General features: G+C 43.9%; 10 protein-coding genes. 2 read left to right on the top strand and 8 right to left on the bottom strand.

The features are described 5' to 3' along the window. Positions 1 to 92: 92 nt before the first annotated feature. The 7 genes from DWB79_RS06525 to DWB79_RS06495 all read right to left on the bottom strand — a co-directional run bounded on the left by DWB79_RS06525 (position 93) and on the right by DWB79_RS06495 (position 9,221). Positions 93 to 890 carry an Rpn family recombination-promoting nuclease/putative transposase gene (locus DWB79_RS06525; RefSeq protein WP_016523241.1) on the bottom strand — a complete coding sequence of 266 codons (798 nt, stop codon included), beginning with the start codon at positions 888 to 890 and terminating at the stop codon, positions 93 to 95. Between the two features lie 487 nt (positions 891 to 1,377). Then, positions 1,378 to 1,587, bottom strand: coding sequence for a hypothetical protein (locus DWB79_RS06520; protein WP_245541302.1), 210 nt, complete (start codon positions 1,585 to 1,587; stop codon positions 1,378 to 1,380). Positions 1,588 to 1,929: 342 nt separating this feature from the next. Beyond that, the gene (locus DWB79_RS06515; RefSeq protein WP_016523238.1) at positions 1,930 to 3,744 is read right to left on the bottom strand and encodes an SUMF1/EgtB/PvdO family nonheme iron enzyme; all 1,815 of its coding nucleotides are present in this window, start codon (positions 3,742 to 3,744) and stop codon (positions 1,930 to 1,932) included. Between the two features lie 784 nt (positions 3,745 to 4,528). Next, positions 4,529 to 6,058 (bottom strand): hypothetical protein, encoded by a 1,530-nt coding sequence (locus DWB79_RS06510; RefSeq protein ID WP_016523237.1) that lies wholly within the window; start codon positions 6,056 to 6,058, stop codon positions 4,529 to 4,531. Positions 6,059 to 6,145: 87 nt separating this feature from the next. Then, entirely contained in the window at positions 6,146 to 6,619 is a 474-nt protein-coding gene (locus DWB79_RS06505) for an arginine repressor (RefSeq protein ID WP_016523236.1), read from the bottom strand. Between the two features lie 284 nt (positions 6,620 to 6,903). Beyond that, a complete protein-coding gene (queA, locus tag DWB79_RS06500; protein ID WP_016523235.1) occupies positions 6,904 to 7,944 on the bottom strand; it encodes a tRNA preQ1(34) S-adenosylmethionine ribosyltransferase-isomerase QueA in 1,041 nt (346 codons plus the stop codon). Between the two features lie 371 nt (positions 7,945 to 8,315). Continuing rightward, positions 8,316 to 9,221: an RluA family pseudouridine synthase gene (locus DWB79_RS06495; protein ID WP_016523234.1), complete on the bottom strand. Its 906-nt coding sequence runs from the start codon at positions 9,219 to 9,221 to the stop codon at positions 8,316 to 8,318. Between the two features lie 176 nt (positions 9,222 to 9,397). On the opposite strand from DWB79_RS06495, the gene DWB79_RS06490 reads away from it, so the two are divergent. Both DWB79_RS06490 and DWB79_RS06485 read left to right on the top strand, forming a co-directional pair. Continuing rightward, entirely contained in the window at positions 9,398 to 9,817 is a 420-nt protein-coding gene (locus DWB79_RS06490) for a hypothetical protein (RefSeq protein WP_016523233.1), read from the top strand. Between the two features lie 284 nt (positions 9,818 to 10,101). Then, on the top strand, positions 10,102 to 11,094 hold the full coding sequence (locus DWB79_RS06485; RefSeq protein WP_016523232.1) for a DHH family phosphoesterase: 993 nt from the start codon (positions 10,102 to 10,104) through the stop codon (positions 11,092 to 11,094). Between the two features lie 562 nt (positions 11,095 to 11,656). Here DWB79_RS06485 and DWB79_RS06480 read toward each other — a convergent pair. Further along, positions 11,657 to 12,856: an integrase catalytic domain-containing protein gene (locus DWB79_RS06480; RefSeq protein ID WP_016523231.1), complete on the bottom strand. Its 1,200-nt coding sequence runs from the start codon at positions 12,854 to 12,856 to the stop codon at positions 11,657 to 11,659. Positions 12,857 to 12,997 lie beyond the last annotated feature (141 nt).

Here is a 12,997-nt window from a genome sequence, read left to right as displayed (position 1 = left end):
TTAAGCTTTTTGCACAACTCCGTTTCAGTAGCGACATTTTTGCCCCCACCCCCGTAAGTCAATATCGATCAAGTATATACAGTCTTTACAGTTTATTTTTTAAGCGCTTCGACCTCTGCTTTGGAAAGCCCTGTCACTTGCGCGATATTTTCAACGGACAACCCGAAGTGTAAGAGATTCTTTGCCGTTTCGAGCTTTGCTTGGCGGAAACCGAGTGATTTACCTCGCTCAAGTCCTTCATCCATCGCATCCATGAGAGCTGCCGGTAATATGTGGTACTCTTGCCTCAGCTGTTCGTTCTGTTTTACTGTCTGTATCATCTGCTCTATTCTCCCTGTGTATGCCGTAGTTGCCTTGCCTGTTGTTACATACTGCAAAAAGCCTCGTAACTCTTGATTGTCTGTCTCTTTAAACGCCTTGGCGTTCAGTATAATCTTTTTTGTTCCATCGTGTAAGGGGATCGTCTTATCCTCTATACAGATATTTTCAAATGTGTAGACCGCTCTATCATTCCCTATCGGATCAAACAGACAGACAAAAATGATAACGCTGTTGTTGAGCGCCTTATAGGAATAGCCTTTATCCAAGAATGCAACATCCAGCACCGCCTGATAGTATCTCATCCGTTTTGGGAGGTTATATTGGTTAGCAACTTGCATTTCAACATCGTAGGAGATACCGGCATCGTCTTTTACCAATACATCAAGGCGGACGGTTTTTGCACCGGAATTAGTCGTAATACTATTTTGGGACGATAGATATGTGATTTTCTTGATCTTGACGCTAAAAAGCATCTCAAGAAATTCTTTACAAATAGGTTCATGTTCCATGACTTTACAGAACATAAAATCATCGGAAATAGTTAGTTCTTCAAAAGGTTTCCTCGTCATTCACACCTCCTACAGTCCTTATGCGACTTTCGGAGTAAAATGGCTAAAGAAAATCGAAAAAATTTGAATTTTTTAATTACAAAATCCTATTGTAAAACTTCCTACACCGGCTGATTGCGACGTGCGCAAGTACAGGTGTAATGTGCAGGGCGTACTCTTCTTTTGAAAATATACGGCGCATCTACTTCGTTGCATCATTAAAAGTGTACATCCCTGTACACTTTTAATGGCGAATTTCGGCTTTGCCGAAATATCGCTACTGTTTAAACCAGTAGTGGCATCCGTGCCACTGCTGAAAATCATCAACGTATCATCTCTATCACGGATGGCGGTGGTTTTAGTCAGTAGCGTATTTGCCCTGCAAACACGCAGGTAAAAAACAACCTTTTACCTTTAACCACGCTTTTGCATAGTGGGCAAAAAACTGAGGTATCTTATATTTCTCAAGTGTAATATAGCGTTCTATAAAATATGGAAAGCTTCGCTTTCAGGCTCCTTCTACATCCGCTTTGCTTAATCCGGTAACCTGCATTATCTTTTGTACAGAATCGCCAAGCTGTTTTAATAACTTTGCAGTTTCGAGCTTTGCCTGGCGGGAACCTTGCGATATTCCTTGCTCTCTGCCCTCCGCAAAAGCTATTCTGCCTGCTTCTGCTCGCTGTACTGCAATATCGGTATCGTAATCATATTCGGCCACTAAGATATTTCTTACCTCCTCTCTTTTGAAAATATATAGCGCATCTACTGCGTCGTACGGCAAAAAAGTATCCTCAACGTATTAAAATACGCCTGCGGTAGTTTTTGGCCTAACTCCTTGTATCTACACCATCTATTTCCAAAAGGCATTTCAGAAGCGACACGGATGCCGCTGGTTCCATGCAGTAGTGATGTTTTGGCAAAGCCGAAACTCGCCGATGAAAAATGTACAAGGACGTACATTTTTCATCAGTACCGCCACGGACGGCGGTGGTTCCACGCAGCAGCGACGTTTCGGCAGGCAGAGCCTACCGAAACTCGCGTCCAAGAATTGACAAGGACGTCAATTCTTGGACATAGCCACACGAAAGCCAAGATCGTCGTAGCTGATGTCGGGGTTGAAGCTGATCCGAAAACCGACGACACAGCCCTCCGCGTCATTGCGCCAACAACCTCCGCGTAAGACGCGGCCAGAACCGGAAGCAGCAGGTGCACCTTGCGGGTCCATAACATCTTCAGCTTCGATATTACCATACCGGTCAAAACACCATTCCCAGACGTTCCCGCTCATATCGTGTAAGCCAAGTGCATTCGCTTTCTTTGTTCCAACTGGATGCGCTTTACTATCTGCATTACCGCTATACCATGCAACTTCTCCCGTTTTCTCCGCATCTTCCCAGTTGCCTTTCGCTCCGCTTGCACTGTTTAGTTTGATAAGCCATACTTCTCCGTATTGTTCAGCATTTGTGCTATCGTTTTGCCACCGAGCTGCATATTCCCATTCGGCTTCTGTAGGAAGTCTAAAACCTTTTTTACTCATATCGGCATAGGCGGCATCGCAAGCAGCTGTATCAGTCGCGTCTTTTAATACCGTAGTATGATCATCGCTTTTTCGGTAAACGCATTCGTCTGCACCTTTTTCTTTCTGGGTATACGCATTGCACCATACAACGCAGTCCCGCCAACTTACCGTCGTTACCGGCTCTTCTTCGCTCCCGCTTCCGCTGCTACCTTTTTGCCCTTCATTAGCAAACCTATACCCGTTTTCAGCTTTTACCGCCCAGTCGTATACTTCTTTCCACAGCTTATACGGCACTTCCGTTTTGCCAAGCTTATAAGGGCTCAATTTTACCTTCCGCCCTGCACGGAATACCCCTTTCCAATAATCTTCCGTTCCCGGCAAAGAATATGTCGGATCCATACCGGTAATCCCCGCTGCAGGCGGGGTTATCGTTACAAAATCGCCGGCAGGCGGTGTCGGCGGTGTGCTGTTGCTTTCAAAGCTCACCTTAACCTCGATGCCCTTTGTAACGGTAAACGAATAGGAATCGTTTGTGCCGTTTACGGCTTCTCCATCACGCGTCCAGCCCTTTACCCTGTAGCCCGAATCAGCCGTTGCCGTAAAGGTTACGGTTTTGTCGTGCTCAACGTTTATGGGACTGATCGTTGTTTCCGCTATGCCTTCCGCCTTTGCTTTGAGCGTGCCGTTCCCACCTTCTACGCTGAAGGTTATCTTGTATGTTGTCGGAGGCTTGGCTGTTACGTTTACCTTACAGCTCGCTGTTTTACCGCCGTCTTCGGTTGTTACGATGATAATTGCTTCACCGGCTTTATGTGCCGTTACTGTACCGTTCTTATCAACGCTCGCTATCGCAGGCTTATCGGAACTCCACGCTACTGTTTTGTTTGTTGCATTTGCAGGCAAAACCGTTGCAGTCAGTGTTGTACTAGTTCCTGCTACAAGACTTACCGTAGGCTTATCCAACGTTACACCCGTTACAGCGACGGCAGAAGGCGGCAAAGCCTTAAAGCTTACCTTTACCGTTACGGCAGCCGTTACTTTATGGCTATACGTTGTACTTACATTATTTGCCACAGCAGTACCGTTGACCGTCCACTTTTCTACTTCATAACCCTTTTCAGGCACCGCAGTAAACACAACTGTTTTGTCTTTTTCGACGCTTATCGGGCTTTTATTCGTTTCCGTTACGCCGTCCGCCTTCGCTTTAAGCGTACCGTGTTCCTCGGCGCTAAACGTTACCGCAAATGTTTCCGGTGTGCTGACATTCGTTTTACAGCCAATTACTAACGCCGCAAGCATCAGTACCACTGCTAAACCTAAAAGCACACCGCTCTTTTTATTTACATTTATTTTCATACGAATTTCTCCTCTATCAGGGGAGAAACGGCACTTTTTTCGGATAAAAGTTCCTTTCCTCCCCTACAACCTCTCCTTTCTTCAAAATATCCGCTTAGGGGTTTTACCCCTAAGAACTCCACCTAAAAGCCGTATATCCTTATCCACGCCTAAGAACGCACATTCTTACAGCTATTCTTCGACGGTAAGTTTATACGATATATTTCCTCTCTATTTATTTTCTCTACTCTTGCAATAAACCGTAGAGCATACTGTTTTTACAAGCTACCCGCTATCAAACCATACTGCCGGACGGCTTCGACGATAAAATGCTATGTTGATAATGTGTTTATTATGAAGACGTTTTTGCATACCTAACGCACAAAATATGCCCAAGGCAGCAAAGTACCGTCTGTGTGTAAAAGTAAAAACACTAGCACTGCTTGTGCCGTCTGCAAAAAATGAGAAAAAATAATGATGTTGTTGTCTGAATGTAAAAGCTGCCCGTTTTTCAGAGGTGTCAACTACCTTTTGAAAATATGCCGCTACTGAAAATATGTCAACTACCTTTTGAAAATATGCCGCTACTGAAAATAGCGGCTGCACTTTGGAGAGAGAGTTTTTATACTGCGGTAATAGTATACACTTATTCAGCATAATCATAAGTATAGGGGCAAATATTGAGAAATGCAAGGTCTCGCATTGCCTCACGTTAAATCTAACCGAAAAAGAAGCGTCACATCATCAAAAGTGTACATCCGTGCATCTCTCTACCGATGTATATAGATATAATTCGGCAGTGATTTTACGGATTAAACAAACCTTTCTCCGGAGCACGTACCCGCACCATTGCCGTATAAGAATCTTTGTTCTTTTCGATAAATTCATCAACCGGTATCAGCTCACCGTCTTCATATATATCAAGGTGAAATTCTCCCAAACTATCAAAATAAGGGAAAAACACAGCTACACGGTCATACATTCTCAGCTCCGTAGCCGAAGACACGGTGCTAATGCATGCAAGATAAAAATGATCAGGTTCGACGATGGTAAAATAATATAAAAGCGGTAAAAGATACGATGTTTGGTACCCTGCATATCGTTGGTACCCCAAAAACGCAGGTTGTTTTACCGCTCCGGTTTTTGCACTTAAACCCATCGGAATCGCTGCGTCGGTAAGCGCAAAAGGACAGCTGTTTACATCCAAACCGGAAGAGTCGGGATAAACGGTACGATTTAAATTTAAGCTTAAAGCGGCGGCGCCAAGATTTCGTATCCAATCTAATCCGAAAAAGATATTTTCGGTATCCAGATATGGCCTTGTAAAATGAGTTTTAGGCGCATCAGTCTCGCGTTTTAACGATTCAACAACTGTCCCCTGCCCTGCAATAGGACGGATAATCCCATCGATAACCCACTTTGCAAACCCCGCCGAATCAACACCGCCAATTATTTCAGAACGGATTTGATCGATATTCATTGCAGCTGTTATCTCCAATTCGGTTTGCGGCTGCGAGTTACTAATATGCACAGGTTTTCCGTTATGGTCAAAGCAACCGTCTTTCACCCGTACCAACCGATACCGGAGATTTTCGACTATACGCGACATCGTTTTAACGGAGCTGTTATCACGCGGCGGATTAAACAAATCCCATGGAATGATTGACTGGCTCAATGCTTTCAATCGTAAAAGCGAAATATGATAGAGCGTTTCAAAAGGAACACCTATAGCGATGTCTTTCCGCACATAAGCATTAAAAAGACATATATCGATAAACGACTTACCGCTATAAGCTTTTTGACTTGCAGGTCGAAGAGACACTGAAAGGGCAGGATTTTCACGCGGATATATCTTGATCAGCAAGGGGGCACCGGTATCAGCCTTTCGGTACAGCATCCATGTACCTTGCGGTACGAGATTATGTTCCGGCAAACTATAATCGGTAAGATTGGGAATAATAGAAATAATGTAGACGTCCTTACTGTCTTCCGCATACTTTCCCGATACCGTAAACATATTTCCTTTTGAATCCGTATGCAATTCGGGCGTCTTTTTGATGACTTTGTCAATCGGCGCAGAAAACCATGAGGCAGCAATCGCTTCTCTAATTTCAGCGGAATCCGGTATTTGATCAAAAGGATAAAGACGCACGGTTTTCGGGTTTTCATCGGCTACTGTCTCTACCGTAATAACAGGTTCTTTGCTCTCGACATCTTTTTTTACTGCCGTTGAATTCGGTGTGGACGCATCGGCTCCAAAAGCAGCCGCTATACTTATACATACGAGAATACTTCCTATCAGATAGGAAGGTATTCTAAAACAAACGCTTTTCATACTTCTATGGTATCGGCATTTCAGCATCATATCTTAAAGCAGTATCAAGCAGCCCCTAAAAACCAACTGAATTCTTAAAAACTGCTATCAGTCTTCCAGCTCGGGAATCCGGTCTTTCAGCTCACGCAAAAACTGCTCGCCGCTTACTCCTTCCCTCAAACAAATAAACACACAATTATCACGACCTGCAATAATACCGAGAATGGATTCAAACCCCATATTTTCAAGCGCCATCGAAATAAGCTCGGTATGTCCTGAATACGTTTTGATAACTGCCATATTACCCGAATAATCTATAGAAATATACCCACGTAAAAAATCTTGAATACCCGCTTGCTCCGTTTCATGAGGACGATCCTCGCTCGGCACCGTATAAACATAATCACCCTTTCCGTTGGAGACCTTACTCACCTTGAGCATTTTTAAGTCACGCGACAAGGTTGCCTGAGTAACGGAAAAGCCTTCACGATCCAAATAGCCGAGCAGCATTTCTTGAGATTCAATCGGATATGATTTTATCAGTTTTCTGATTGTTTTTAATCTTGTCAGCCGCTGTTTCACTTATATCACCTATGAAGTAATAGTGCATAAATATTCCAAAAAGTCAATAAAAATAAAAAATATTCGAGAAATATGCATGATTTTGCATAAATTCAGAATGAGCAAATAACAAACGCATCAGGCTCTTTTGAGGATATGCCCGCAGCATAAGTTTTTATCTACTCTGCCTGATGCAGTTGTCTCTACCGGAAAAAATGTGCGAAATTTTTTTAAATTTCGCACGGAAGGCAGGCAACCGCTTAAAATATTGCTAATGCGGTTACCCTAGTCGATTCCCATAGTTCTTAGAGAATGAGCATGGCATCGCCGTAAGAAAAAAAGCGATATTTTTTTTCTATTGCATGGCGATAAGCAGCAAAGATGTTGTCGCGGCCGGCAAATGCGGATACCAGCATAACGAGGCTCGACTGCGGCGTGTGAAAGTTGGTGAGCAGCGCTCCGGTAAGCCCGAACTGAAAACCGGGATAGATAAATATATTCGTTGCCTGCATTCCGCAGCTCAACTGCTGCGTATCGGATTTCCATGCGGATTCGAGCGTCCGCACCGAAGTTGTTCCTACAGCGAGAATGGTTTTACCGCTCCGGTGAGCGTTTTCTACGGTCTCCGCCGTCTCGTTGGAAATAAAGAACTTTTCGGAATGCATCGTGTGTTCTTCGACAACCTCAGTCCGCACCGGTAAAAATGTACCGAGACCGACATGCAGCGTTACGGCGGTTCGTGCAATATGCCGCTTATCCAGTTCCTGTAAAATCGGCTCCGTAAAGTGGAGACCGGCGGTAGGCGCTGCAACCGAACCGGTGTTCTGTGCGTATACCGTCTGGTACCGCGCGGCATCTTCATTCGTGTCGCCGCGCTTGATGTACGGAGGCAGCGGGATATGACCGTTGGCTTCCAGCCAACGGTCATCAATGCAGCGGTCAAAGCGTACATATTTGCAATCAGGTTCCGCTGCATTGGAGGAAGGGGGTGGAATCAGCACGGCACGGGTGCCGTCGTTAAAGGTGTACTCCTTCCCCTCCCGCTGCCGCTTGGCACGCTTTACGATGGTTTTCCACACAAAGCCTTCATCGAGCGGTTCAATCAGCAAAAATTCAGCCTCGCCGCTCGCGGTATGGGCATACAAACGGGCATGGCGCACCTTGGTATTGTTGAACACCATTAAACAATCAGGCGGTAAAAAATCAGGTAAGTCGGAGAACATCGCATCGGTTAATGCCCCCGTCCGTCTATGTAACACAAGCAGCCGGTCATTTCCGCGTTCGGCTGACGGATATTGCGCAATTAATTCTTTAGGAAGGTCAAAATCAAAATCTTTTGTAAACATAAGGCCTCAAAAACGGAAAGCACTATACCCGAAAACCTCTCCCAGTGACAAGGCAACCGCATCAGGTTATTTTTTACTGCCCCGCAGAATAATAGGGGCAGGGGTGATGGACTTTTCGCTAGCCTTTTGAAAAGAGATGGAGCAGATGCTAGGAGCCTAGCCGAAATAAAACGGAGACACGCCCAAAAACGGACATCCGTGTCCATTTTTGGGCTACAAGTTTGCAGGAGCAAACTTGCTTCTGCTTTGGAACCACGCCCGTCCTTGGGCGTATCTTTGATACGTCGAGGACTGTTTTTTGTTAAGCGACAACGCAGATGTCCGTATATTTTCAAAAGGAAGGTAAGCATTCGAAGTATTTCCAGTGCGGTTTATCTTGGATGTTTAACTGCACTGCGTCTATCTCCGTTCTTGACGCACATAAGCCATTCTTTCGGTTCAGGGATTTCAAATTTCAACTGTTCTCCCGTAAACGGATGATTAAATTCAAGCGTCCGTGCATGGAGAGCAAGCCGCCCGAAAGGATTGGTTTTCGCTCGGTAATTTTCATCCCCTGCAAGAATATAGCCTTTCGAGGCCAAATGTGCCCTAATCTGATTCTTTCTTCCCGTTTCAAGGCTTAATTCAAAAAGCGTATGGTGTGTTCCACGCTCAATTATTTTGTAATGAGTTACGGCGCTTACCGTTTTAAAGCGGGCTTTATCATGCGGAACAAAACCTCTATTGTGTGCATTGTATGCAATTTCATCGTTAATCGTACCGCTGTTTTTCATTGTGCTGAAATTTCCACGCGCAGCATTTCCCTGTGCAGGGTTTTCCGCAACGGCACGGTAAATACGTCCCGTTACAAGACGCTGCCAATTATCCATGATCTTTTTTTGAGCTTTTTCCGTCATTGCAAACATCATCACTCCCGATGTTTCTCGATCAAGACGGTGAACCGCAAATGGTCTATGAACTTGAGAATATGTTCCTTTTTTGCGCATTATCTGCTCAAGAACCCCAAGAGCAGTCTGTACCCTACTTCCCTGATAAGGAACGGAGAGCATTCCGTCCGGCTTATAAATCACCGCAATGTCCTCATCTTCATACAGGATTGTAATTTTCTCCCGCCCGAAATCTCGTTTGTGTTTCTTTTCAAATTTTGTTCCAGCTGTCTTTGTTCCGACTGTCATGATACGATTATCTATTTCTTTCTGCCCGCCTTTTCCGCCGGAACGTGAAAAGGTAAAGCGAGTATTACGTCCTATGGATTCATAGAAAGGGGTTTCATTCATACCGATAATAACATCACAAAAGGCGCAATGTGTACAGGGAGCCTATAAAAATCTAACTGATGTTTTAGAGATGCCCTACAGTGCGGATATTCTAGAGGCAATCGTTGGGCAATCGTATGCTTGCAATTTTTTATATCCATTGTTATAATTTCACTACTATATTCTGGAGGAATTTTATGAAAAAGATATGCCGTTATTTTGTTTTCTGTGTTTTACTGTTTGGAGCAGTGAGCGTATTTCCGCTGGCAGCCGAATCAAAAGAAGCTGATGTATATTATGTCAACACTCAGCTTTTGAAAATATTCTCCCATCCAAAGGGATACTATGTTATCTATCGACGGGCAGGATTAGAGACCGGAGAGGCGTTTATCCCGTTCACATGGTTCAGTCCGAAAGAAAACAAGGCGGATATTTCATTTATCAATACCCGTATTAATCCGTATCTGTCTTTCTTTATCCGCGACGGAAAATGTGAATATGTGAGAATTTCTGCCCCGCGACAAGATTTAAATACTTCAATATGGGGTCTCCTGCCGTATCCCCAACAATATAATGATAAATTTGACGGAGTAGATTCGCTCGCACTTGAGTTCTAATCCGTATCAAAAATAGGCGGAAACTTCTAAAAACTTCAGGTTTTAGAAGTTTTCTTTAGATGTAACTTCCGATGTTTTAATTTAAGTCATTATGTTATAAAGACTTAAATTAAAACTCGACGGGCGCCTCTATTCCAAAGGATGCGAAGCAAATCTAACCGAGTTTTTAGAGGTGCCCATGTATATAGAGTTCTAAAAATTCGATTGATTTTTAGAACTCTCCATCGGCTTAAAACTATAGCTTGGAGTTATATGCCTATTTTCTATTTTAAACTAGGTTATTCATGGCTAATATTATTACACCTGCCGTTCCGCAGAAATTAATCGATTTTTTGCATTCATATCCGATGTTCCTCATAGCCGGTCATAAAGAGCCTGATGGAGACTGTATCGGAAGCAGTATTGCGATGTCTCTTTTCTTACAACGACTCGGAAAAAAAACGCAGCTGCTTTCTGCAGGGCCGTTCCAACGGTCTGAAATACGGATATATGAATCGCTTTTTTCTGCGCAGGTACCGGAAGCGCTCATCACACACCCTGAAAACACAGGCGTCATCATTGTTGACTGTTCGGGAATAGATCGGACGGGCGACATTGCCGAACAATTAAAAAACTTTCCTTCAATCTGCATTGATCACCATGCTACTAATACGACAAATGAAGCAGGCTCGCTTGTATATGCAGAAGCTCCTTCAACAACATTTATTATCCAAACAATCATCGAAAAGATGACCGGCTCCGTAACACGGGATGAAGCGGAGATGCTGTTTTTCGGGCTTTGTACCGACACCGGTTTTTTCCGCCACTTGGATGAACGGAGCGGCGAAGTGTTCGCTCATACTGCACGGTTGGTGCAGGCGGGGGCAAACCCGAAATACACCTTTGCAGCGATTAACGGCGGTAAATCTTTCGGTTCACGGATACTTATCTCGCGTGTATTAGCCCGCATGAAGCCGTATTATGACGGGAGACTCATCGTTTCGTATGAAACGTACCAAGACAAACAAGAAATCGGCATCGAGAACAGGGATTCCGATATGGCATATCAGCTTATTCAGAGCATCGCGGGGGTAAAGGCAATTTGTATTGTCCGACAGGATACCGAAACGCATTGTAGTGTCGGTTTTCGCTCTCTCGATACTATCGATGTCAGTATTATCGCATCCTCTTTCGGCGGCGGCGGGCATAAGCAGGCCGCAGGGCTTTATATAGAAGGAATTGCCGAACAATTAATACCGAAGTTTGTCGCAGCGTTTGCCCCGCAGTTTCAAAATTGATATTTACAGGGCAACCGCATTATAAAGTATTTGCAGCGGTTGCCTTCCTTCTGTGCGAAATTTCATAGGTATAAGGTGAGCGTCTACAATGACACCGCTCACCTTAACCGTCAAGTTTTCTTTCGAAAACTTGCGTATTGATGTGTGCGCTTTTCGCGCACGAATGCAACAGTTTCCAAAATTCATATTTTGTTCAACTGTTGCATTTTAAGGAAATAAAATTTCGCACATTTTTCCAGCAAAGGGGGAAACGCATCAGGCAAAATAGATAAAAATCGCGGAAAAATTGAGACTGTGAGACCATTTGAACCATCTTCAACTGTTGTACATCCATGTACATCAGTTGAAGGCGAGTTTTGCGTTGCGCAAAACATCGCTGCTGTATGGAACCACTGCCATCCTTGGCAGTTCCGGTCGAATAGTCTCAATTTTTCCGCGGGGGTGTTAAAAAAACGGCCTGATGCGTTTCCCCTGTTGATATTCATTCACCTCCGTATTTACTCACGTAAAAATCTAACCGAAAGGATTGCGGTTACTCAAGTAAAAATTTAACCGTAGCACTCTATGTCCAAGGTTGAGCCATAGAGATAAGTTTACTTTGCAAGCTTTGCGTTGTTTCAAGCAGCTGTTGTAAATCCAAGTTGTTCTTCCTGCGGCACAGCTCAGCTTTTACCGCCTCGCTTACATCAGAGCTTTCCATCAGCCTGTAATACGGAGTCTTTGCCGTATCATATTTTTTTATGACCTTTGCGTCTATCCGTTTTTTTGAAATAATTTTCATCGAAGGAAAAAAGAAATTGACGAGCTTATTATACTGCTGATAAAGGTCAGCCATAACCGCTCGCGCAGCTTCTCCCTCAAAGCGATAGTAACCGACAATGTGCCTTACGACACTATCATTTTTCTGTTCAACAAAACAATTATCATTCTTTTTATACGATCGGCTCCGAGTGAAGATAATCTCATTACTTTTACACCATTGCAACAGCTGTGTATTTTTGAACTCACTTCCGTTGTCGCTATCAATACCTTTCATCTGAAACGGGAGCTTCTCTTTCACATCTTCTATTGCTTCTTTTACCCAACGATGAGCTTTGTTTAAAAGGGCTCTATTTTCCGTCCAGCCTGAATGGACATCAGTAAGGGTAAGCGTGCAAATATACTGTCCTTGGGTACTTATGCCGCAGTTGGCAACGGTGTCAACCTCAAAAAAACCCGGCTTCCGTTCATCCCAATCGAAAAAGGTACGGATGGGGATGAGCTTATTAAGATTCTTTACAGGTCGTGTTGTTGAAATACCGCGGATGGAATGTTTTGGGATTTCCGGTTTAAGAATCCTGCCGACTGTCGCGCTTGATATGCGGGCGAGTTTTGCTTTCAGTTTTTCATCATAGCTGAACTTTTGAGCAAAGTAATCGATATTATCCCGAATGAACGGCACGAGCCGTTTTGCACACAGATACATCGAAAAAATCCATAGCCGGATGACTTCTTGTTGTACGTCTTGACCGTAGTATTTTTCATAGTTCCGCTTTTTACGTGTCTTTGTAATAACCTGTACGCTCTGTCTTGCGACATTGTTAAAGTGCGTGAGTTTTACGTATGCACTGTTTTTCAGAACGTGAATGGCATACTTTCGATTGTAACCGGTTGTTGCGATGAACTCATCGAGGATTTTCGTCTTTTGTTTCTTTGCTGCCGTACAATACCGTTTGGCCGTTTCTTCGCTCAATTTCTTTTTCGTTTTCATGTCTAACCCCATTGTGCCCTTCCTTTGGGCTTCTATTTTGGGTTAGATTTTTACGTGATGCACCGCTTCTTTTTCGGTTAGATTTAACGTGAGGCAATGCGACCTCTTTACATAATATTCCTTTTACAGTATACTATCCTGCGTTTTATTTTG

Source organism: Treponema medium, assembly GCF_017161265.1.
In the GTDB taxonomy this organism is placed as follows: Bacteria; Spirochaetota; Spirochaetia; order Treponematales; family Treponemataceae; genus Treponema; species Treponema medium.
The sequence above is the reverse complement of the archived record's forward strand: the minus strand, read 5'-3'. Positions and strand labels throughout refer to the sequence as shown.